Source organism: Pseudobutyrivibrio sp. (assembly GCF_015057185.1).
In the GTDB taxonomy this organism is placed as follows: Bacteria; Bacillota; Clostridia; order Lachnospirales; family Lachnospiraceae; genus Pseudobutyrivibrio.
Genome location: NZ_SVEV01000019.1, coordinates 47,825 through 70,295 on the forward strand (window position 1 = coordinate 47,825; position 22,471 = coordinate 70,295).

Genomic DNA, 22,471 nt, shown 5'->3' on the forward strand with positions numbered 1-22,471 from the left:
ATAAAAAGGGCAAAAAAATGGTTTATTTTGTTGGTGCTGGATGCGGAGCGGCAGATTTAATCACAGTTCGTGGCATGAATTTAATAAAGCAGGCTGATGTGGTTATTTATGCTGGTTCACTTGTTAATCCACAGCTTTTAGAATACGCAAAGTCGGATTGCGAAATATATAATAGTGCAGTTTTAACCTTGGATGAAGTGATGGATATAACACTAAAGGCTTCAAAAGAAGGTAAAAATGTCGTACGACTTCATACTGGTGAACCTAGTATTTATGGAGCTGTTCAGGAGCAAATGCATATTTTGGATGAAAACAAAATTGCCTACGAGAGCTGCCCAGGGGTTAGCGCATGCTTTGGTGCCGCAGCCAGCCTTAATTTAGAGTATACATTGCCAGAAATCAGCCAATCCTTGATTATTACTAGAATGGCAGGACGTACATCTGTACCACCAAAAGAATCAATAGAAAGCTTTGCTGCTCATGGAGCATCTATGGCTATTTATCTCAGCGCTGGTATGCTTGAAGAATTACAAAACAGACTTATTGATGGTGGATACTCAGGAAATACTCCAGCGGCAATTGTTTATAAGGCTACATGGCCAGAAGAAGAAAAATACATTTGTACGGTTGATACACTTGCTTCAACAGGTGAAAAACATGGTATTAAAAATTTGGCAGTTGTTTTAGTTGGAAATGTGATTTCAAAATCTGGTTATGCATTATCCAAATTATACGATCCTGATTTTGAGACAGCATTTAGGAAGAAAAATGATTGAAAAAAAGATACTTAGAGTAGTTGCATTTACTACAAATGGTAAAAACTTGATAGACAAAATCGCAGGAGATGATAGGTTCATTATTGAATCAAAATCAGATGAAGCCTCGCTATCAGAGTGGACAGGTGATTGTTTTAAAATGCATTTACCTATTCTATTTGTAAGCTCTGTTGGAATAGCAGTCAGGACAATTGCACCATTTGTTTCTGATAAATTAAAGGATTCTCCAGTAATAGTGGTGGATGAATTAGGACGTAATATTGTTCCGATTTTGTCAGGACATTTTGGAGGTGCTAATGCACTTGCATGGGAAATAGCAGAAGTCCTTGGAGCGAATCCTATTATTACGACAGCCACAGATATTAATAACGTATTTGCGGTAGATGTTTTTGCTAAAGAAAATGGTCTTTTAATCACAGATAAATCCCTTATTAAAAAGGTGTCAACCTTGGCACTTGCTGGGGAAAAATTACATGTTATTGAAAAGGATGGACAAATAGATATTGAAGGTCTAAAGCTTATTCCCAAAAGGGTGGTACTGGGAATTGGCTGTAAAAGAGGAAAAACCTTTCAGGAGCTTCATGAATTTATAAATAGATTTTATGAGGATGACTATCTTTTTAATAATCTATATGCGATATGTTCCATCGATGTAAAAGCTGACGAGGTGGGATTGATAAAGCTAGCTCAGTTTTATGGAGTAAAATTCCTTACTTTTTCTTCTGAGGAGCTTGATAGCCTTCAGGGAGATTTCTCTAATTCTCAGTTTGTCAAAGAAAAAGTTGGAACGGGAAATGTTTGCGAGCGCTCAGCTATACTGGGGGCTGGTGAGAAATCATACTTAGTTATGAACAAATACGCTTCAGATGGAATCACCTTGGCTGAAGCAAAAAGAGAAAAAATTGAATTAAAATGGTAAATAATATGGCAGGACAAATATACATTATTGGAATGGGACCGGGATTTAAATCGATGATGACTGAAGCAGCTTTTTCGGCTATGGAAAAGTCTGATGTTATCGTTGGTTATACTGTTTATATAGATTTAGTTAAGGAACATTTTCCTGAAAAGGAATTCTTTACAACTCCTATGAAAAAGGAGATTGAAAGATGTAGAGCATGCTTTGATTACGCTATTTCAGGAAAGGATGTAGCCTTTATTTGTAGTGGTGATGCAGGGGTTTATGGAATGGCTGCACCAATGTTTGAGCTGCTGCCTGAATATACAACAGATAACTTTGGTGAAGAAAATATCACAGTTATTCCTGGTGTCACAGCTGCGATTTCAGGAGCAGCAGTTTTAGGGGCTCCAATTAATCATGATTTTTGTGTAATCAGTCTTAGCGATTTGCTTACTCCATGGGACAGAATCGAAAAGAGATTACAAGCAGCTATAATGGGAGATTTTGCCATTGCAATATACAACCCTTCTAGTCACAAAAGACATGACTATTTAAAAAAGGCATGCAGCATTATGCTTGCGGCTGGTGCAGATAAAAATAGAGCCTGTGGGTATGTAGAAAACATTGGACGAGAAGGCCAAAGCTATAACACATGCACACTTAAGGAGCTGATGGATACTGAAGTAAACATGTTTACAACAGTTTTCATTGGCAATTCTAATAGCAAAATTATTGGTGATAAAATAGTTACACCAAGGGGATATAAGTATGAATAAGGTTATTATTTTTGGCGGTACAACTGAAGGCAGAAGATTGGCTCAGGATTTAGCTGAACATGATGTGGTTAGCATTTATTGTGTTGCTACAGAATATGGCAAGGAACCAATTGAGGAATCCAGCTGTATTCACATCCATTCTGGTAGAATGGATTCAAATGAGATGTTAAAGCTTTACCAGTGCGAGCGACCTGATGCCATTATTGATGCTACTCACCCCTTTGCAGAGGTTGTTAAGGGAGAGATAACAAATAGCTTAAGGAATTACGAAACTGTTCCATTTTACAGGCTTTCTAGGGAAGAAGATACGGTAGATGTTAGTAACTGTGTTTTTTTTGATTCGGCTGTGGATTGTGCTAGAGCACTTTTAAATACAGAGGGTAAAGTTTTTTTAACTACAGGAAGCAAGGAATTGCCTACTTTTTGTCAGGAGGAGTCCTTAAGAGATAGAATCATCGCTCGAATTCTTCCTAATGATGAGAGTCTAGAAATTTGCAAATCCTGTGGCTTGAAGGGAAATCAAATTGTTGCCCTTCAGGGACCATTTTCTAAAATGATGAATATTGCTTTTATGCGCGAGTACGAAGCCAATATTATGGTTCTTAAGGAAAGCGGCAAAGCTGGTGGAGAGGCAGCAAGGATAGAGGCTGCTAATGCCTGCGGTGCAAAATGCTTTGTAATCAGGCGTCCAAAGGAAGCGCCTGGCACTTATTCTTTTGCTGAGGTTGAGGATAGGCTTTTTTCTCAGTTTGATATAAAAGAGCGCTTCACAAAGGTTGATGATTTACATTCGGCAGCAGACAAAATCAAAGAAAAAATAACACCGGATATTAAATTTAATGTTTCACTAGCAGGCTTTGGCATGGGACATGCCACCTTAACAAAAGAGGTTCAAGAGCTAATAGATGATGCGGACTATATTTTCGGAGCACCGAGAATGGTAGTTGGTATAGATACTAATGCCAAAAAGTATCCATATTATCTTGCAGAGGATATTATTCCTACAATTCAAAGCCTGTCAGCAGAAATATCATATGGAATCAAAAATATAGTTGTTCTTTTCTCTGGTGATACAGGATTTTATAGTGGCGCCAGCAAACTAAAAGCTGCATTAATGGAATTGGAGTATTGCAAGGTTAAAATATTACCTGGCATCAGTACTGTCAGCGCCCTGGCAGCTAGAGCAAATGAGACCTGGCAGGAGGGCTCATTAGTTAGTACTCATGGTGTAGAAGAAGCTATATGGATGCCGGAATTGATTCAGTCGGTTTTGCATAATGAAAAAACATTTGCATTGACATCAGGCTCCAAGGACGTCAGAAAAATTGGCCAAATTCTAATTGGCTTACAGGAGAATAACACTTGTGATTTCAGAATTTTTGTGGGAACAAATCTTTATTCTGCAGAAAAGCTAGAGTGGCTTACACCAGAAAAATGCTGGAATTTTGAAAGAGATGGTTTATGTTCTTTGCTAATTAAGAATACTAAATTCACTCCAAAACAATTGTCGCCTGGAATGAAGGATGAAGAGTTTATTAGAGATAAGGTACCTATGTCTAAGGAGGAGATAAGGGCTCTTTCAATATGCAAGCTTCTACCTACAAAAGATAGTATTATTTATGACATTGGTAGTGGTAGCGGCTCAGTTGCTGTGGAGCTTGCAAGCCTTGATTCATCTGTAAAGGTTTTTGCAGTTGAACTTAAAAATGAAGCATGCAATCTCATACAAAAAAATCTTGATAGATTCATGCTGAAAAATGTAGCTGTTATAGAGGGAACAGCTCCTGATTGTCTAGAAGGACTGCCAGTTCCTACCCATGTATTTATTGGGGGGAGTGCTGGTCGTTTAGAAGACATTCTTTTAAAACTAAAAGCATATAATTCGCAAATGCGAATTGTTATTAATGCAGTCACTTTGGAGACTATAGCTGAGATAAATGCAGTCATCAAAAAGCTTGGAATTGAAAATGAAGACATAATTCAAGTTGCAGTGTCAAAGGCGAAAAAAGCTGGGGATTATTCGCTTATGCAAGGACAGAATCCAGTATACATAGTGACAATTAATATTTAACCTGAAAAGGAACAAAAACAACATATGGGGGCACATTATGGATTATTCAAGATTTATGGTAGCCGCAACTAAAAGTGGCAGCGGAAAGACAACAATAACTTGCGGCATACTAGCTGCTTTAAAAGAGAAGGGACTGAATCCATGTAGTTTCAAGTGTGGGCCAGATTACATTGATCCAATGTTTCATAGAAATGTAATTGGCGTTCCAGCAGGAAATTTAGATACTTTTTTTACAGATGATAATATTACGAAGTCACTATTTGAAAAGGAATATGAAGGTGATGTTGCAGTAATAGAAGGTGTTATGGGACTCTATGATGGCCTTGGTGGTATAGAGCTTTCAGGCTCTTCTTACGATTTGGCTAGGGTTTTATCGACACCAATTATTCTAGTAATTAATGCTAAGGGAGCAGGTAGATCAGTGCTTGCTGAAATCAAGGGCTTTTTAGACTATGATGAAGAACACTTAATTAAAGGTGTTATTCTAAATAAAACCTCTTTAGCCTTTGGCAAAACCTTGGGAGAATTAATTGAAAAAGAATTTGGCATTAAATGCTTTGGTGTTGTTCCAGAAAATAAAGATATTGAATTGTCTAGTAGACATCTAGGATTAGTATTACCGGAGGAAATAAACGAACTAAAGGAAATACTAGACCAAGAAACAAAAATGATATCTGAGGGAATTGATTTGGAGGCCATTATTGCTTTGGCAAAAGGAGCAGAACACTTAGATATAAATATTGAAAATAATAATATCGTAAATACGAATAATGTAAGACTTGCAGTAGCAAGAGACAAAGCATTTTGCTTCTACTATAGAGAGAACCTACAGATGCTAAAAGAAAGAGGAGTTGAGCTAGTAGAATTCTCCCCTATGGTGGACCATCATCTTCCTGATAATATTTCTGGAATACTTCTTGGTGGCGGTTACCCAGAAAATTATTTAGTGGATTTGCAGGGTAATACATTTATTAAACAAGAAATTAAAAAGGCAATGGATCATGGAATGCCTGTTTTAGCTGAGTGCGGCGGATTCATGTATCTATTGGATTCAATAAAAAACGAAAAAGATAAAAGCTACAATATGGTTGGCGCCATTAATGGAAAAGCAGAGTGGACCGGCAAACTAGTTAGATTTGGATATGTGACAATCGAGGCCGATGGATTTGATATTAAGGGCCATGAATTCCACTATTATGATACCGATAATAATGGTTCATCATTTGTTGCTAAAAAGCCAACAGGAAACAGAAGCTGGCCATGTATGCACAAATCAGGAAGCTCATATATTGGATTCCCACATTTGTATTATCCATCAGCACCTGTTTTTGTAGATAAATTCGTGGAGGCTATGAAAAACTATGGATGAAACTAGATACCTATTTGAAGATGTTCTAGAGAATAAATTGTCTATACAGCCATTGGATAAAAAGGCATATACCGAAATGAAAGAGGCTTGGAATAAAGTATCTAAGCCAATAAATAGCTTTGGCAGCCTAGAAGATTTGCATTCTAAAATTGCTGCTATTCAGGGATTTAAAGCTCCTGATTTATCCCACATGCGATTAATTGTTTGCTGTGGCGATCATGGAATTGTTGAGGAAGGTGTTACCCAGACAAGCCAGGACGTTACAAGAATATGCGCCACCAACATTGCAAAGGGATTAACCACTGCAGGTGTTATGGCCAAAAGTCTGGGCATAGACATTGTGGCAGTTGATGTGGGGATTAATTATTCAAAGGAAGTGCCTTACACTCTCAACAGAAGAGTAAAATATGGCACATGTAATTTCCTAAAGCAGCCAGCTATGTCAGTTGAAGAGTTTTCAAAGGCAGTTCAGGTTGGTATGGACCTTGTAAAAGAAAGCAAGGAGCAGGGATTTACCACTTTGCTTGTAGGGGAAATGGGAATTGGAAATACTACTTCTGCAGCTGTGGTTGCAGGATATCTTTTAGATTTAAACGCAGAGGCTGTAACAGGTAGAGGTGCTGGCCTTGATGATGAGGGACTTAGTCGTAAGCGCGCAGTAGTTTCTATGGCATTATCAATGTACAGTGGGCTTTCACCAGTTGAGATTTGCTCATATTTTGGTGGGCTTGAGCTAGCGGCTATGACTGGAGTTGTGATTGGTGGTGGCCTTTACAAGGTGCCAATTATAATAGACGGTATGCTTAGCCAGGTTTCAGCCTTGGTGGCGGAGCGTCTCATTGAAAACGCAAAAGACTATTTGATTCCTTCGCACATTAGCAAAGAGCCAGTGGCTATAAAGCTTGGTAAAAAGCTAAATCTGCCTACTGTTCTCGAAGCAAACATGGCAGTTGGAGAGGGAGCAGGAGCTGTTATGATGGCTCAACTTTTGAAGCTTACAGACGTTGTATTTCATGATGCTTTGAAATTTGGAGATTCAGGTGTTGAGCAGTATGAGGATTTCTCAAAGGATGATTCAAAATGATTACCTTAATTTACGGTGGAAGTAGTAGTGGAAAATCAGCTTTTGCTGAAAACTATGTATGTGCTTCAAAATGCAAAAACAAATACTATATGGCTACTATGAGTGCCAATGATAATGAATCAATAAAACGAGTTAACAATCATAGAAAAATGCGCGCTGGGAAAGGTTTTGTGACACTTGAACAACCAGTAGATATTGTTGACGCTATTTACGGCATTGATCAAATAGACCAGGGAGATTTTTCCACCGAAGGAAATGACGATATTATTTTGCTAGAGTGTCTATCGAATCTTGTGGCTAACGAAATGTTTAGAGATGGACTGGTTAACAGCTCTGATTACTGCGTTGCAAAAATAATAGACGATTTAAAAAAGCTTAGTCAGAAGGTTTCTTCAATAGTAATAGTTTCCAATAATATTTTTGAAGACGGAAGAGAATATGATGCTGGTACAAAGGATTATCTACGAGCCCTAGGCACACTTAATCAAAAACTCAGTGTTATATCTGATGAAGTTTATGAAGTAGTTGTGGGAATCGGAATTAAAATAAAGGGATGAATATATGAGAATATTAAAATCAATAGCAGTTGCATTTTCTATGTATTCAAGAATACCTATGCCGAGGTTTAATTGGGCATCAGAAGATATGAAATATCATTTGATCTTTTTCCCATGGGTAGGAGCGGTAATTGCAGTAATAGAATATTTATGGCTTTTGTTTTGTCAGCAATTTGGTTTGACACATACCGTATTTTCAATAATTGTATTAGCTATTCCTATTATAGTAACAGGCGGTTTTCACATAGATGGGTTTATGGATACAAGTGATGCCTTATCATCTTGGGGAGACAAAGAAAAGCGACTAGAAATACTAAAGGATTCCCATGTGGGAGCCTTTGCGATAATAAGGCTTATTACATTAGGATTGATACTATTTGCTGCAATATTGACTTTAAATCTTAATGGCTTTTTGGCTTGGTGTTTTACATTGTTTGCAGTTAGAGCTGTTAGTGGCATTTGTGTTGTCCGATATAAAAAAGCTAAATCAGAAGGAATTTTAAATACTTCTGCTGAAACTGCATCAGACAAGGTTGTTATGTTTTGTCTTGCAATACAGTTTATAATTTGTGCAGTTATTGCTGGAATTTATTTTCAGTGGTATTGGACTATAGGTCTTTTGGCTATATTCATTTCGTTGATTTATTATATTTATACTGCTTATTCAAAATTTGGCGGAATAACAGGTGATTTGGCAGGATGGTTCGTTTGTATGGCCGAGACCTTTTCGGCTGTGGCTATTGCACTATATACAGTTTTGAGGTAGAAAATGATTCTTATTGTAGGCGGAAGCTATCAAGGAAAAACAAAATTTGCTAGGAACAATTTCCCGGAGTGTCGCTATTTCAATCAATTGCATTTGTTCATTAAAAAAAGATTGCAAGAAGAGAAAAAGCCTATACAGATACTAACAGAAATCAAAGATGCTATAGGTGATGGACAGTGGGTTATCATTTCAGATGAGGTTGGGAATGGTGTTGTACCTATTGAACAAGAGGATAGAGAATACAGAGATATTACAGGCAAGATTCTCATAGAATTAGCTGATGAGGCTGAAGAGGTTTATAGAGTGGTCTGTGGTATCGGACAAAGGATAAAGTAATGGATAGAAAGTTTACCTTGATTCGCCATGGCAAAACGGCAGGGAATTATGAAAAGAGATACATAGGAGTCACAGATGAGCAGATGACGCTGGATGGTGAAAATGAAATTAGACTCCGTGAGTATCCTGAAGCAGACATAGTTTATTCCAGCCCATTAAGTAGATGCATACGTACATCTAAAATTATTTATCCAACCAATGAAATAGTTATTGTAGAGGATTTGCGGGAAACTGATTTTGGACTTTTTGAGGGGAAAAACTATAAAGAGCTTTCCCATAACCCAGATTATATTGCCTGGATGGAAAGTGGCGGTGAGGATGCTTTCCCAGGTGGAGAAAGCAGAACTCAAGCGATTCAAAGAACAATGGAAGGCTTTGCAAAGGTTTTAGAGCAAAGTAAAAATTATAGGAGCATTTCAATTGTAGCTCACGGAGGAACGATAATGGCTATACTCAGTGAGCTTTTTGGGGGAGAATATTATTCATATCATGTCGAAAACGGTGAGGGATATACTTTTGATTTATCATTTGATGGCATTTGTAGCGGGCTTTGTCCTAGATCTTTTCTTAGGGGATCCAATTAATTGGCCACATCCAATAAGATGGATTGGCAGTTTGATTGGATTTACCACAAGAGAATTATTGGATAGAGCTGATAGAAGCTTAGATACTGATTCTATCCATAAACGCAAGAGGTTATATGGATTATTCTTAGTAATTATCGTAATCACGATATCAGGCGGGATTTCATTTTTACTCTTATTTAGCGCTTACACAATAAATACATTATTAGGGGTTATTATAGAAGCTATAATGACCTACTATTGCTTGGCTTCAAAGTCCTTATATTCTGAAAGCATGAAGGTTTTCCATGCCCTTAAAAATGAGGGGCTTGATTCTGGAAGAAGAGCGGTTTCTATGATTGTTGGTAGGGACACTGTAAACTTAGATCAAAATGGTGTAATTAAGGCGGCAGTTGAAACTGTGGCTGAAAACACATCTGACGGAGTTATTGCGCCTATGATTTATCTTGCTATAGGCGGTCCAGTTTTGGGATTCATTTACAAAGCGATTAATACAATGGATTCTATGGTAGGATATAAAAACGATAAGTATATGGATTTTGGCAGAATTGCAGCCAAGCTAGATGATATAGCAAACTTTATACCCGCTCGAATAAGTGCTTTATTAATGATTATTAGCTGTTTGTTTTTAGGAAGCCACTATAGTTTTTTTAGTGCAATTAGAATATATGCTAGAGACAGATATAATCATTCTAGCCCAAATTCAGCTCATACTGAAAGTGTATGTGCAGGGGCCTTAGGGCTTAGACTTGCAGGACCAGCCAGTTATTTTGGAAAAACTATTAACAAGCCATTTATCGGAGATAATATAAGGACCATTCAGCTTGATGACATAAAAAGAGCAAATGTGCTTATGTTTGCTACAGCCTTTTTATGTCAGATTATTTGCATATTAATATTATTACTAGCTATTTAAGGAGTATGTCATGCACGGTGGAGACATTTATAGAAACAACATACATTTTGACTATTCAGTAAACATCAATCCTTTAGGGGTCCCTCAAGAGGTTCAGTGGGTTCTCACAGAGGCAGCTTTACATGCTAATAAATATCCTGATATTTTCCATGAGAGCTTAGTATCTGACACTTCAATGTTATTTGATGTGCCTGGACATCAGATTGTTTATGGAAATGGTGCTTCGGAATTGATAATGGCTATTTGCCATCACATTTTTCCTAAAAAGGTTATGCTTTTAGCACCTAGCTTCTCAGGCTATGAGTCTTGTATCAATGGTGCGGTTCCGAAATGTAATATTGTTTATCATTATTTACAGGAAGACAATGACTTTGAACTTCACCACAATATTGTTGAGCAGATAATGGTAGAAAAACCAAATCTATTATTCTTAACTAATCCTAACAATCCAAATGGAAGATTAATAGATGCCCAATTGCTTGAGGACATTATAGAGCAATGTGAAAAAGTAGGAACCACTGTGGTTGTAGATGAATGCTTTCTTCCTTTAACTGGTAGAGAAAAAGAATTATCCTTGGCATATCAATTAAATAAATATAAAGCACTTATTGTTCTTCGTGCCTTCACTAAAACATTTGCTATTCCAGGCGTTAGACTTGGATATGCATTATGCTCTAAAAAGTCATTAGCAGATGGTCTAAGAGCTCATTTGCCTGAATGGAATTTATCTATATTTGCTCAGATGGCTGGAGCAGAATGCTTAAAGCATAGGGATTATGTTGACGAAGCTGTAAAAGTGATCGAAAAGGAAAGAGATTTCCTCACAGAATCATTACGCAAGCTGGGATTAAAAGTATTTAAATCTGATGCTAATTTTATAATGTTCAAATCTAATGATCCATTTCTTGTAGAAAAACTATTGGATTACAAAATAATGATTAGAGATTGTTCTGATTTTGTTGGGCTTAACCATGGTTACTATCGAATTGCAGTGAAACTACATAATGAAAATGAAGGCTTGCTCTCAGCCCTGGGAGACATTGTAAATGGGTAACTAATGGAATATTTAAGCTTATCAGATTATTTAAAAAGTAAATATGGCTGCAAGGTTTACAAGCTATCTTTGACTAGTGGATGCACTTGTCCTAATAGGGACGGCACAATTAGCACCGGAGGATGTATTTTTTGTTCTGAGGGTGGTTCAGGAGACTTTGCAGCAAAGGAATTAGACCTGGATAACCAAATTGCATCTGCTAAAAAGCTGGTGGATGGTAAAATCTCTGCTAAGATTCCTGAAAATGAGAGAAAGTATATTGCTTATTTTCAATCCTATACAAATACCTATGGGAATCAGGAGCGGTTGATGCAATTGTTTAGCCAGGTCCTTGCTTATCCTGAAATTGTTGGCTTGTCCATAGGCACTCGACCAGATTGCTTAAGTGATCAGATGATTTCTTTTCTTGCTGAGTTAAATCAGACAAAGGAAGTGTGGGTCGAGCTTGGACTTCAAACTATTCATGAGGATACTGCAAGACTTATAAATAGAGGATATGAGCTACCTGTATTTGAGGATTCCTACAAGAGACTTACTGATGCAGGTCTAAAGGTTGTTGTCCATGTGATACTTGGCTTACCTGGAGAAAGTGAAAAAGCTATTTTACAAACAGTTGAATATTTAGCAGGTTTAAATCCAACTCTTTTTGGAATTAAGCTTCAATTATTACATGTATTAAAAAATACAGCTTTGGCTGAAATGTATGAAAAAGAACCATTTCATATATTTGAGCTGGAGGAATATTGCGAGTTAGTTTGCAAATGTCTTAAATTAGTTCCACCTGAAACAGTTATACATAGATTAACTGGAGATGGACCCAAAAAACTCTTAATTGCTCCTATTTGGAGCGGTAATAAAAAGGTTGTTATTAATACAATGAGACGATATATTACAAAAATGTGAAAAAATTGTGTTGACATCGTGAGAACTATGTTATAAAATTTCCATGTTTCTATAATAATATCGGTTTTGTAATTGTATTTATTAGGAGTTTTTATGATTACAGTTCGCACAAAAAAGAGAATTGGAATGGGTCAGATGCAGTTAACTGGCCGTCAGGAAGAGAACTTTGTTATTAATTTAGGACAAAGTTTATTAGATTTTGTTGAAAAATATTCTGAGGAAGAGGATTATAAATCATCAATTCTTTATGGTACAGTTGGTGAGCTTGTTCAGAATAAAGATATTGATGGAATAAAGAAGCTATTTAAAAACATCCAGGTGTTTGGTACATATGACAAGGTTACAGGCATGACTACCAAATACAAAAACATTTCTACAGCTTGTGGTCTTACTTATAATGGTACTGTTTTTGAAGGACGTCCAGATGAAAAGACTGAGCTTGACAGAATTGTTTCACATACATGTGCTATGTGCTCTAAGCAGGGTGATGAGTTTATCGGAAAGCTTCTTGCTTAATCCATTGCAGATTATTATATTATATATCAAAGAATAAAGTTGGTTTTTGAGTTTTCTCAGGCCAACTTTTTTTATTAGATTAATGGATTCACAGGGGATATGAGATGGCTGATAGATTGATTTTTCATATAGATGTAAATAGTGCTTTTGTTTCTTGGTCAGCGGTTGAACAACTGAATAATGGAGGTATTGATTTGCGCCAGGTGCCTTCTATTGTGGGCGGTGACCCAAAATCTAGAACAGGTATTGTTGCAGCTAAATCTATTCCAGCTAAAAAGTATGGGATTGTTACAGGAGAACCAGTGAGCCAAGCCCTTCGCAAATGTCCTAATTTAGTTATAGCCAAATCAAACTTTAATTGGTATGTTAAGTGCTCTAGAGCATTTAAGGTTATTTGTCAGGAATATACACCTACGATGCAATCCTTTTCAATAGATGAGGTGTTCTTAGATATGTCGGGAATGCATTACATTTATCCTGATCCTATTGCTACGGCAAATGAGATAAAGGACAGAATCTATAATGAGCTTGGTTTTACAGTAAATGTAGGTATAGGTGAAAATAAGCTTTGCGCCAAAATGGCCAGCGATTTTGAAAAGCCAAATAAAGTACATACATTATTTCCTGATGAAATAAAAGCTAAAATGTGGCCTCTTCCTGTAGGTGAATTATTTACCTGTGGAAAATCTTCAGCAGCTAAATTAAAATCCTTTAACATTAACACTATTGGACAGCTGGCAAATGCTTCAATGGAAGAGCTTTCTATGCTTTTTAGTCCAAAGGGAGCTTTGCATTTTCATCAATATGCTAATGGAATTGACGATTCACCAGTGGTGGATGAGCCTGAGGATGCAAAGGGCTATTCCGCCGAGACCACAGTGGAAGAGGATTTGGTGGATATAGAAAGTATTAATAGATTGCTTTTAGCTCAGGCAGATGTGGTGACAGCCAGGATGAGGGCTGATGATGGTAAATGTAGATGTGTGGGAGTGACATATAGAACTCTAGATTTTACAAACAAATCTCACCAACGAAAAATTGAGGTTGCCACAGATGTAACAGATGAAATTTATAAAATAGCAAAAGAGCTTATTAAAGAAAGCTGGCATGGAGAGCCTATTAGACTACTGGGGCTATCAATAACAGATATCGATAGAGATGGTTTTGAGCAACTATCATTGTTCCAAGATGAAAATAAAGAGAAGAGAAAAGCACTAGACTCGACTCTTGATTCAATCAGAGGTAGATTTGGAAATGGGGCAGTTCAAAGAGCTAGTACCCTTGATACAGCAGGTAGAATTAACAGGAAGTTCAAAGCGGAGCAAGACTTAAAAAATGAAGGAAAGAGACCTTGAGTTTATACACAGTTTTTGGGCATTGGTAACGTTTTCAATATTTTTTACTTAAACGTTTACGAAAATTCGAAAATCTATTGACAACAATTAAATTACATGGTATCTTCTCAAACGTAGTGTGTAACTTGTAACCAATCAAGGCACGAACTATACATAATAACTTTTAGTATTTATGTGGGTTCGTGTCTTTTTTTATGCTTTTTTACCCATCACCTAGCATTAAAAAAGACGAAACAATTCACATAGGTACGACAAAATTTTTCATGTATAGGAGATAAAAAAATGAAAGACAAATTATTCGGTGTATTGCAGCGTGTAGGAAGATCCTTCATGCTCCCAATCGCAATCCTTCCAGTAGCAGGTTTGCTTCTTGGAATCGGTGGTTCATTCACAAACTCAACAATGCTTGAGACATACCACCTCACATCACTTTTAGGACCTGGAACAGTAGGTAACGCTATTCTTACTGTTATGAATGACGCAGGTAACATTGTATTTGCTAACTTACCAATCATCTTTGCTATCGGTTGTGCAATCGGTATGGCAAAGAAGGAGAAGGAAGTAGCAGCTTTAGCAGCAGCAATTGCATTCTTAATCATGCATGCTTCAATCGGCGCTATGATCACAATCAATGGCGGAACAGAGAAGATGCTTGATGGTACAGTAGCTTCAGTTTGCGGTATCACATCATTACAGATGGGTGTATTTGGTGGTATGATCGTAGGACTTGGTGTTGCTGCGCTTCACAATCGTTTCTATAAGATTCAGCTTCCACAGGTATTATCATTCTTCGGTGGTACAAGATTCGTTCCTATCATCTCTGGTTTGGTATATACAGCTGTTGGTATGCTTATGTTCTTTGTATGGCCATTCGTTCAGCAGGGAATCTACGCATTAGGAGCACACGTTCTTGAGTCTGGATACGCTGGAACATGGTTCTACGGATTAATGGAAAGACTTCTTATTCCATTCGGTCTTCACCATGTATTCTACCTTCCATTCTGGCAGACAGCCCTTGGCGGAACATTCGTTGTTGATGGAAATGTTATCGAAGGTGCTCAGAACATCTTCTTCGCACAGCTTGGTGCACACGAGGAAATTAGTCACTTTGCAGTTTCAGCTACAAGATTCATGTCTGGTAAGTTCCCACTCATGATTTTTGGTCTTCCTGGAGCAGCACTTGCTATGTACAGAACAGCTCTTCCTGAGAAGAGAAAGGAAGTAGGAGGTCTTCTTCTTTCAGCAGCTCTTACTTCAATGCTTACTGGTATCACAGAGCCAATCGAGTTCACATTCTTATTTGTAGCTCCAGCTCTTTACGGTATCCACTGCGTATTCGCTGGTGCAGCTTACATGCTTATGCACATGCTTGGCGTAGGTGTAGGTATGACATTCTCAGGCGGTCTTATCGACTTAACATTATTCGGTATTATGCAGGGTAATGCAAAGACTAGCTGGGTAATGGTTCCACTTGTTGGTATCGGTTACTTTGTAGTTTACTATTTCTTATTCAGCTTCCTTATCAAGAAGTTTGACCTTAAGACTCCTGGTCGTGATGCTGATGAAGAAGTTAAGCTTTACAGACGTTCTGATTACAATGCAAAGAAGGAGTCTGTTTCAGACAACACTTCTGAGAAAATTACAAATGGTCTTGGTGGAAAGGCAAACATCTCTGATGTAGATTGCTGTGCAACAAGACTTCGTATTACAGTTAAGAAGTCTGAGCTTGTAAATGATGCTATGCTCAAGGCTACAGGCGCTTCTGGTGTAGTACACAAGGGTAACGGCGTTCAGATTATTTATGGACCACACGTTACAGTTATCAAGTCAAATCTTGAAGATTATCTTGAGACTGCTCCAAATGTTGAATATAATGGAGCAAACGAGACAGTTGCTGAGGAGGCAAAGGCAGAGGAATCTGCAGAGCCAACAGGCAAGGTTGTTAAGACAGTTGTTCTTGGTAGCCCACTTACAGGTGTAGCTGCAGATTTAGCAGAGACTCCAGATGATGTTTTCGCACAGAAGATGATGGGTGATGGTGCGGTTGTTACTCCTAATGATGGTAAGGTTGTAGCTCCTGCAGACGGAACAGTTGTATTTGTATTTGACACAAAGCATGCTATCGGATTCAAGACAGATGATGATGTAGCTATGCTTCTTCACTTCGGTATTGACACAGTTAAGCTTAAGGGTGAAGGCTTCAATGTTCACGTTACTAATGGACAAAAGGTAAAGAAGGGTGATATCCTTATGGAAGCAGACTTAGATTTCATTTCTAAGAATGCGCCTTCTATCGCTACTCCAGTTCTTTGTACAGAACTTAAGAGTAATCAGAAGCTTCGTCGCCTTGGCGATGGTGCTATCAATGCTGGTGAGGATTTACTTGCAGTAGATTTTTACGAGTAAACTTTTGAGGAGTTTCAAATGTATAGAGTTGAAAAGGTGCTTAATCATAATGCGTTAATTGGCATACTAGAGAACACAACTCAAGAATTTCTCATCATGGGAAAAGGAATTGGCTTCGGTAAACATGTTAGCGAAACGATTGATGTAGCTGATGAACATAAGGTTTATTCTCTCAAAGAATCAACCGACCGTGGTGATAAAAAGGATTTGGTGACATCTATTGACCCTGTATATCTTGAAATTGCGAATGAGTTACTAGATGGAGCCGAGGCAGAGTTTCAGACCATAGATAGGGATGTGATGCTGCCTTTGGCTGACCATATAGAATATGCTGTTAAAAGAAGTAAGAGCAATGAACAGCTTAGAAACCCCTTGACAGACGATATTAGAGTATTATTTCATGCTGAGTTCAAGGTTGCTGAAAAAGCAAAGGATATTTTATACAATCGTTTAAATATTGTTTTGACTGACGATGAGATAGGTTATATTGCACTTCATATCCATTCATCTATAATGGATCAGGCAGTTTCTCAGGCTATGCAAATGGCCGAGGCTGTTAGAAAGTGCGTCTCATTAGTAGAAGCAGAGACTGGCAAAAAAATAGATATTCAATCATTGTCTTATAATAGGCTGCTCAATCATATCCGTTATATGATAGCTCGTACTTTAAAAGGCGAAGTAATTAAACTCGATATGAATGACTATATTAACGCTACTGCAGCAAATTCATTTAAAATGTCTACCAAGATTTGCGACGAATTAGGCAAAAGTCTTGGAAAAGAGATAGACAGTGCCGAAATAGGATATCTGGCTATGCATATCGAAAGGATTGCATTAGACGAGATGGATTAGTTCAAACAATTCAAATAGCCCACTTTTTTATGAGTGGGCTATTTTTTTTTGCATTTCTATGATAAAATAATTGATTGGTTGGATAAAATTTAATTCTTTGAGAAAAGAGGTATTATTTATGACAAAGATTGATATAATTTCTGGATTTTTAGGTGCTGGAAAAACTACTTACATCAAAAAGATGCTTGAGGAAGCATATAAGGGTGAAAAAGTAGTACTTATAGAGAATGAGTTTGGTGAAGTAGGCATTGATGGCGGATTCCTTAAGGACGCTGGTATCACTATTTCTGAAATGAATTCAGGATGCATCTGCTGTTCATTAGTAGGAGACTTTGATAAGAACCTTCATGAGGTACTTGAGAAGTTTAATCCTGATAGAATTCTCATCGAGCCATCAGGTGTTGGTAAGCTTTCTGATGTTATGACATCAGTTATCAAATTAGAAGAGTCAGCAGACGTTAAGCTTTGCGGACTTGTTACTGTTGTTAATGCTCTTAAAGCTTCTAAGCAGATGAAGGCATTTGGCGAATTCTTCAACAACCAGATTGAGTTTGCTACAACAGTTGTTCTTTCACGTTCACAAACAGCTACAGAGGACCAGCTTGAGTTCTGTGTAAAGCAGATTCAAAAGCTTAACCCAAAGGCTGCTATTATTACAACACCTTGGGATGAGATTACTGGTGAAAAGCTTCTCTCAGTAATGGAAGGACAGGATAATCTTGCTAGCGAGATGAAACATCTTGCAGAGGAAGCTCATGAGCATGAGGAAGAAGAGCATGAGCATCACCATCATGATCATGACCACGAGGAGCATGAGCACCATCATCACGATCATGACCACGAGGAGCACGAGCATCATCATGACCATGATCACGAAGAGCATGAGCATCATCATCACGATCATGACCATGAGGAGCATGAACATCATCATGAGCATGGAGAAAATTGTACATGTGGTTGCCACGATCACGATCATCATCACCATCATGCTGATGAAGTATTTAATACTTGGGGCATTGAGACACCTCACAAGTTTGAGCGTGCTACAATTGAAAAGGCAATGAAGGCATTTGCTAATACAACAGACTATGGCACAATCATCCGTTCAAAGGGTATGGTTGAGTCAGTAGAAGGCGGTTGGATTTACTTCGATTTCGTTGACGGAGAGTACGAGCTTCGTGATGGAGAGCCTGACTACACAGGACGTCTTGTTGTTATTGGTGCTGATGTTGATGAGCACAAGATTGAGGAACTTTTCGGATTATAATTTAGATAGAGGTTAGAATGGCAAAAGATATACCAGTTTATGTCTTTACTGGATTTATGGATAGTGGAAAAACTACCCTTATTCAGGAGACATTGTTTGAAAATGACTTCGCTGCAGGCGGAGAGGATAGAATCCTCATTTTATCATGTGAGGATGGCGATGTAGAATATGACATCGAGAAGCTTAAAACTATTAATGCTAAGGTTGCGACTATTGATTCAGAGGAAGAGTTTAATCTTGAAAATCTTACTCGCATATCAAATGAGTACAATCCTGATGTAATTTTCCTTGAGTACAACGGTACTTGGGGTGTGGACAAAATTTATGATGAGCCCCTTCCAGAGGGATGGGTTCCTGCACAATCACTTGCTACAGTTGATGCTACTACCTTTGAGATGTACCTTAACAATATGCGTACCATGATAATGGAACAGATTTTTAAGGCAGAAGTAGTTATCATCAATCGTTGTACTGACGAAACACCTAAGACTAAGTTCCGTGGACAGATTAAATCAATGAATAGACCAGCTCAAATCGTTTACGAGAGAGCAGATGGTACAATTGATGATTCTCCAGAAGAATTACCATTTGATATTAATGCAGATGTTATAGAGATTACAGATGCTGATTATGCAATATGGTTTATGGATTGCATGGAAAAGCCAAAGAAATATGATGGTAAAAAGATTCATTTCTTGGGACTTGTTTACAATCCTAATGATGGCAAGCTTAGAAAGGATGTATTTATTCCTGGCAGATTTGCTATGACATGCTGTGTAGAGGATATTCAGTTCCTTGGAATGAAGTGCAAATGGGACAAGGCATCAACACTTGGACATCGTAGCTGGATTGATATTACAGCTCAAATTAAAGTTGAATTTGCAAAAGAATATAAGGGCAAGGGACCGGTTCTTTATCCAATAAGCGTTACTGAAGCTAATAAGCCTGAGGATGAATTAGTTTATTTTAGTTAATAGCAAAAGTTACTATTCCTAGTCAGAATAGTAACTTTTTTACTATAATTGGTAACTTTTGAAACACTTTAGCACTTTACAATGCGACAGTGTCGTGTATAATAGAAAAAGTGTAAATTGATATTCCAAGATATGGGAAGGAGTCTATGTTATGTATGCAATTTTAAAGAAGGAAAAGCTTTCTGATAAGATTTTCCTTATGGTGGTAAAGGCACCTAGAGTTGCTTCTGGTTGTTTACCAGGACAGTTTATTATTGTAAAGATTGATGAAGAGGGAGAGAGAATCCCACTTACTATTTGTGATTATGATCGTTCTGAGGGAACAGTTACTATAGTTTTCCAGACTGTTGGAGCTTCTACAGAGAGAATGGCAAATCTTGAGGCTGGCGATGCATTTTCTGATTTCGTTGGACCACTTGGACAGCCTTCAGAGTTATGTATTGAAGCAAATTTAGAGGAAACAAAAAAGAAGAGCATTGTATTTATAGCTGGTGGTGTAGGTACAGCTCCTGTTTATCCACAGGTTAAATGGCTTAAAGAGCATGGCGTTAAGGCTACTGTAATCATTGGTGCTCGTTCAAAGGACATTCTTTTCTATGAGGATGAGATGAGAGCAGTTGCTGATGAGCTCTACCTTGCTACAGATGATGGCAGCTATGGATTCCATGGAAATGGTTGCCAGCAGCTTCAGGCTCTTGTAGATGCAGGCAAGAAGTTTGATCATTGCGTAGCTATTGGTCCTATGATTATGATGAAATTTGTATGTCTCCTTACTAAGGAGCTTGGTATACCTACTGTTGTATCTATGAACCCAATTATGGTAGATGGTACAGGTATGTGTGGTGCATGCAGACTTGTAGTTGGTGATCAGGTTAAATTCGCTTGTGTAGATGGTCCTGAGTTTGATGGACACCTTGTTGATTTTGACCAGGCTATGGCTCGTGCAAAGCAGTACAAGACAGAAGAAGGAAGAGCTCTTCTTAAGCAGCAGGAAGGCGACACTCATCACGGTGGCTGCGGAAATTGTGGAGGTGACAAATAATGGGAGACGTATTAGTTAGAGTACCTATTTCAGAGCAGGATCCAAAGGTCCGCGCTACAAATTTCGAAGAGGTTTGCCTTGGATATACAGAGGAAGAAGCTGTAGAAGAGGCTAGCCGTTGCCTTAATTGCAAAAAGCCTATGTGTGTAGGCGGCTGCCCTGTATCTATCAATATTCCTGCATTTATCGAGCAGGTTAAAAATCGTAACTTTGAAAAAGCATACGAAATCATTTCTGAGTCATCAGCACTTCCAGCAGTATGTGGTCGTGTTTGTCCTCAGGAGTCTCAGTGCGAAGGTAAATGTATTCGCGGCATCAAGGGCGAAGCAGTTGCTATCGGAAAGCTTGAGCGCTTCGTTGCTGATTGGGCTAGAGAGCACGGCGTTAAGCCTAAGAACACATCTACTCCTAATGGACACAAGGTAGCAGTTATTGGTTCAGGTCCTTCAGGTCTTACAGCTGCTGGTGACCTTGCAAAGGCTGGATATGATGTTACTGTATTTGAAGCACTTCACGAAATGGGTGGTGTTCTTGTTTACGGTATTCCAGAATTCAGACTTCCAAAGGAAAAAGTTGTAAAGGCTGAAGTAGAGAACGTAAAGGCTCTTGGCGTAAAATTCGAAAAGAACGTAATTATCGGACGTTCAATCACAATTGATGAGCTTATGGAAAAGGAAGGCTTCGAGGCTGTATTCATCGGATCAGGTGCAGGACTTCCAATGTTTATGCACATCCCTGGTGAGCAGGCTAATGGAGTATTCTCTGCAAACGAATACCTTACACGTAACAACCTTATGAAGGCCTTCAAAGAAGGCTATGATACACCAATCGCTCGCGGCAAAAAGGTTATAGTAGTTGGTGGTGGTAACGTAGCAATGGATGCTGCACGTACAGCACTTCGTCTTGGAGCAGAGGTACACGTTGTATACCGTCGTTCAGAAGCTGAGCTTCCTGCAAGAGCAGAAGAAGTACATCACGCAAAAGAAGAAGGTGTTATTTTTGATCTTCTTCAGAATCCTGTTGAAATTCTTGTTGATGAAGAAGGCTCAGTACGTGGATGCAAGATTATCAAGATGGAGCTTGGCGAGCCTGATGCTTCAGGTCGTCGTCGTCCAGTAGAAATTCCAGGTTCTGAATACGAAATCGAATGTGACACAGTTATCATGTCACTTGGAACTTCTCCAAACCCACTCATTTCCAGCACAACCGTTGGACTTGAGACAAACAAAAAGGGCTGTCTAATCGCAACAGAGAAGGGTGCCACAACAAAAGAAGCCGTTTATGCCGGTGGTGACGCCGTAACAGGTGCCGCAACAGTTATTCTTGCCATGGGTGCCGGAAAAACTGCCGCAGCCGCAATCGACGAATACTTCAAAAATAAGTAAAACTCAACTCCGTTCACAAATGTGGACGGAGTTTTTTTCTCTTCCCTCTTAAATTTCCCGAAAGCCACATTCCCCATAACTATCTGATTCTGCCTCCCACCCTGGCCTGGCCCCCTGTCTATGGAACTTCGCAAGAATATTTTGTTTTCCTAATATGCAAAGACTCGCATCTTTTATTAGCATGTGTCTTTCTCATGTCTGTACAATTTTGAAAAAGGTATTTTATGGGCGGACACGAAAATGTATATTTAGTACAACTCAGGCTCAGGGGGAATTGGGCGATTTGGGAGTGAACCTAGAAAAATAAAAGCTGGATTATCAATATATTGGCATGCGCCGCTAGGACGGCGGCGCAAGTGCGACACGCGACACGATGTCGTATAAAGCACGGTGCCAATATATGATAATCCAGCTTTGTGATTTTTCTTGGTGAACGTATTATGAGCCCAATTCCCCCTTGAGACCTGAGTTGTACCAATTAGAACTACTAATATGTCCGCCCGCACAAAAATACATTTTTCAAAATAGTTCATCCATAGAAAGACACATGCGGGATGCTCCCTTTTGCATATTGGAAAACT

General features: G+C 38.4%; 21 protein-coding genes. All 21 read left to right on the forward strand.

The genetic code is table 11. The features are described from left to right. The first annotated feature begins 17 nt into the window (after positions 1-17). The 21 genes from cobM (at position 18) to gltA (ending at position 21,890) form a co-directional block, all read left to right on the forward strand. A complete protein-coding gene (gene cobM / locus E7276_RS09120; RefSeq protein ID WP_294216591.1) occupies positions 18-776 on the forward strand; it encodes a precorrin-4 C(11)-methyltransferase in 759 nt (252 codons plus the stop codon). After that, positions 769-1,695, forward strand: a complete 927-nt coding sequence (locus E7276_RS09125; RefSeq protein WP_294216593.1) for a cobalt-precorrin 5A hydrolase — start codon at positions 769-771, stop codon at positions 1,693-1,695. Before cobM ends, E7276_RS09125 begins: the two co-directional genes overlap by 8 nt. Positions 1,696-1,700: 5 nt before the next feature. Then, the gene (cobJ, locus tag E7276_RS09130; RefSeq protein WP_294216596.1) at positions 1,701-2,453 is read left to right on the forward strand and encodes a precorrin-3B C(17)-methyltransferase; all 753 of its coding nucleotides are present in this window, start codon (positions 1,701-1,703) and stop codon (positions 2,451-2,453) included. Next, positions 2,446-4,524, forward strand: a complete 2,079-nt coding sequence (gene cobK, locus E7276_RS09135; protein ID WP_294216599.1) for a precorrin-6A reductase — start codon at positions 2,446-2,448, stop codon at positions 4,522-4,524. Before cobJ ends, cobK begins: the two co-directional genes overlap by 8 nt. A 37-nt stretch (positions 4,525-4,561) precedes the next feature. Beyond that, a complete protein-coding gene (locus E7276_RS09140; RefSeq protein ID WP_294216602.1) occupies positions 4,562-5,893 on the forward strand; it encodes a cobyrinate a,c-diamide synthase in 1,332 nt (443 codons plus the stop codon). After that, positions 5,886-6,977 (forward strand): nicotinate-nucleotide--dimethylbenzimidazole phosphoribosyltransferase, encoded by a 1,092-nt coding sequence (locus E7276_RS09145; protein WP_294216605.1) that lies wholly within the window; start codon positions 5,886-5,888, stop codon positions 6,975-6,977. Before E7276_RS09140 ends, E7276_RS09145 begins: the two co-directional genes overlap by 8 nt. Continuing rightward, complete coding sequence (locus tag E7276_RS09150) at positions 6,974-7,534, forward strand: bifunctional adenosylcobinamide kinase/adenosylcobinamide-phosphate guanylyltransferase (RefSeq protein ID WP_294216609.1); 561 nt, start codon at positions 6,974-6,976, stop codon at positions 7,532-7,534. Before E7276_RS09145 ends, E7276_RS09150 begins: the two co-directional genes overlap by 4 nt. A 4-nt stretch (positions 7,535-7,538) precedes the next feature. Beyond that, positions 7,539-8,300, forward strand: coding sequence for an adenosylcobinamide-GDP ribazoletransferase (locus E7276_RS09155; RefSeq protein ID WP_294216610.1), 762 nt, complete (start codon positions 7,539-7,541; stop codon positions 8,298-8,300). 3 nt (positions 8,301-8,303) lie between these two features. Further along, positions 8,304-8,636, forward strand: coding sequence for a bifunctional adenosylcobinamide kinase/adenosylcobinamide-phosphate guanylyltransferase (locus tag E7276_RS09160; protein ID WP_294216612.1), 333 nt, complete (start codon positions 8,304-8,306; stop codon positions 8,634-8,636). Further along, positions 8,636-9,220, forward strand: a complete 585-nt coding sequence (locus tag E7276_RS09165; RefSeq protein ID WP_294216614.1) for a histidine phosphatase family protein — start codon at positions 8,636-8,638, stop codon at positions 9,218-9,220. The genes E7276_RS09160 and E7276_RS09165 overlap by 1 nt, the downstream gene beginning before the upstream one ends. Next, entirely contained in the window at positions 9,153-10,136 is a 984-nt protein-coding gene (gene cbiB / locus E7276_RS09170; protein WP_294216616.1) for an adenosylcobinamide-phosphate synthase CbiB, read from the forward strand. The genes E7276_RS09165 and cbiB overlap by 68 nt, the downstream gene beginning before the upstream one ends. 10 nt (positions 10,137-10,146) lie before the next feature. Beyond that, complete coding sequence (locus E7276_RS09175) at positions 10,147-11,190, forward strand: pyridoxal phosphate-dependent aminotransferase (protein ID WP_294216617.1); 1,044 nt, start codon at positions 10,147-10,149, stop codon at positions 11,188-11,190. 3 nt (positions 11,191-11,193) lie between these two features. Then, positions 11,194-12,093, forward strand: a complete 900-nt coding sequence (locus E7276_RS09180) for a TIGR01212 family radical SAM protein (RefSeq protein ID WP_294216619.1) — start codon at positions 11,194-11,196, stop codon at positions 12,091-12,093. 93 nt (positions 12,094-12,186) lie between these two features. Next, entirely contained in the window at positions 12,187-12,609 is a 423-nt protein-coding gene (locus E7276_RS09185) for a hypothetical protein (protein ID WP_294216622.1), read from the forward strand. Positions 12,610-12,713: 104 nt separating this feature from the next. Continuing rightward, positions 12,714-13,964: a DNA polymerase Y family protein gene (locus E7276_RS09190; RefSeq protein ID WP_294216624.1), complete on the forward strand. Its 1,251-nt coding sequence runs from the start codon at positions 12,714-12,716 to the stop codon at positions 13,962-13,964. A 282-nt stretch (positions 13,965-14,246) separates the two neighbouring features. After that, positions 14,247-16,370 carry a PTS transporter subunit IIABC gene (locus E7276_RS09195; RefSeq protein ID WP_294216627.1) on the forward strand — a complete coding sequence of 708 codons (2,124 nt, stop codon included), beginning with the start codon at positions 14,247-14,249 and terminating at the stop codon, positions 16,368-16,370. A gap of 18 nt (positions 16,371-16,388) precedes the next feature. Then, complete coding sequence (locus E7276_RS09200; protein WP_294216629.1) at positions 16,389-17,222, forward strand: PRD domain-containing protein; 834 nt, start codon at positions 16,389-16,391, stop codon at positions 17,220-17,222. A 118-nt stretch (positions 17,223-17,340) separates the two neighbouring features. Beyond that, positions 17,341-18,489 (forward strand): CobW family GTP-binding protein, encoded by a 1,149-nt coding sequence (locus E7276_RS09205; RefSeq protein WP_294216632.1) that lies wholly within the window; start codon positions 17,341-17,343, stop codon positions 18,487-18,489. Positions 18,490-18,506: 17 nt separating this feature from the next. Next, the gene (locus E7276_RS09210) at positions 18,507-19,463 is read left to right on the forward strand and encodes a TIGR03943 family putative permease subunit (RefSeq protein ID WP_294216634.1); all 957 of its coding nucleotides are present in this window, start codon (positions 18,507-18,509) and stop codon (positions 19,461-19,463) included. Between the two features lie 151 nt (positions 19,464-19,614). Next, positions 19,615-20,505 (forward strand): sulfide/dihydroorotate dehydrogenase-like FAD/NAD-binding protein, encoded by an 891-nt coding sequence (locus E7276_RS09215; protein ID WP_294216636.1) that lies wholly within the window; start codon positions 19,615-19,617, stop codon positions 20,503-20,505. After that, a complete protein-coding gene (gltA, locus tag E7276_RS09220) occupies positions 20,505-21,890 on the forward strand; it encodes an NADPH-dependent glutamate synthase (protein ID WP_294216639.1) in 1,386 nt (461 codons plus the stop codon). The genes E7276_RS09215 and gltA overlap by 1 nt, the downstream gene beginning before the upstream one ends. Positions 21,891-22,471: the final 581 nt, after the last annotated feature.

Bases quoted from the DNA above. Each gene is read 5' to 3' on its own strand.
- cobM (WP_294216591.1), top strand. From the start codon at position 18: ATGGTTTATTTTGTTGGTGCTGGATGCGGAGCGGCAGATTTAATCACA.
- E7276_RS09125 (WP_294216593.1), top strand. From the start codon at position 769: ATGATTGAAAAAAAGATACTTAGAGTAGTTGCATTTACTACAAATGGT.
- cobJ (WP_294216596.1), top strand. From the start codon at position 1,701: ATGGCAGGACAAATATACATTATTGGAATGGGACCGGGATTTAAATCG.
- cobK (WP_294216599.1), top strand. From the start codon at position 2,446: ATGAATAAGGTTATTATTTTTGGCGGTACAACTGAAGGCAGAAGATTG.
- E7276_RS09140 (WP_294216602.1), top strand. From the start codon at position 4,562: ATGGATTATTCAAGATTTATGGTAGCCGCAACTAAAAGTGGCAGCGGA.
- E7276_RS09145 (WP_294216605.1), top strand. From the start codon at position 5,886: ATGGATGAAACTAGATACCTATTTGAAGATGTTCTAGAGAATAAATTG.
- E7276_RS09150 (WP_294216609.1), top strand. From the start codon at position 6,974: ATGATTACCTTAATTTACGGTGGAAGTAGTAGTGGAAAATCAGCTTTT.
- E7276_RS09155 (WP_294216610.1), top strand. From the start codon at position 7,539: ATGAGAATATTAAAATCAATAGCAGTTGCATTTTCTATGTATTCAAGA.
- E7276_RS09160 (WP_294216612.1), top strand. From the start codon at position 8,304: ATGATTCTTATTGTAGGCGGAAGCTATCAAGGAAAAACAAAATTTGCT.
- E7276_RS09165 (WP_294216614.1), top strand. From the start codon at position 8,636: ATGGATAGAAAGTTTACCTTGATTCGCCATGGCAAAACGGCAGGGAAT.
- E7276_RS09175 (WP_294216617.1), top strand. From the start codon at position 10,147: ATGCACGGTGGAGACATTTATAGAAACAACATACATTTTGACTATTCA.
- E7276_RS09180 (WP_294216619.1), top strand. From the start codon at position 11,194: ATGGAATATTTAAGCTTATCAGATTATTTAAAAAGTAAATATGGCTGC.
- E7276_RS09185 (WP_294216622.1), top strand. From the start codon at position 12,187: ATGATTACAGTTCGCACAAAAAAGAGAATTGGAATGGGTCAGATGCAG.
- E7276_RS09190 (WP_294216624.1), top strand. From the start codon at position 12,714: ATGGCTGATAGATTGATTTTTCATATAGATGTAAATAGTGCTTTTGTT.
- E7276_RS09195 (WP_294216627.1), top strand. From the start codon at position 14,247: ATGAAAGACAAATTATTCGGTGTATTGCAGCGTGTAGGAAGATCCTTC.
- E7276_RS09200 (WP_294216629.1), top strand. From the start codon at position 16,389: ATGTATAGAGTTGAAAAGGTGCTTAATCATAATGCGTTAATTGGCATA.
- E7276_RS09205 (WP_294216632.1), top strand. From the start codon at position 17,341: ATGACAAAGATTGATATAATTTCTGGATTTTTAGGTGCTGGAAAAACT.
- E7276_RS09210 (WP_294216634.1), top strand. From the start codon at position 18,507: ATGGCAAAAGATATACCAGTTTATGTCTTTACTGGATTTATGGATAGT.
- E7276_RS09215 (WP_294216636.1), top strand. From the start codon at position 19,615: ATGTATGCAATTTTAAAGAAGGAAAAGCTTTCTGATAAGATTTTCCTT.
- gltA (WP_294216639.1), top strand. From the start codon at position 20,505: ATGGGAGACGTATTAGTTAGAGTACCTATTTCAGAGCAGGATCCAAAG.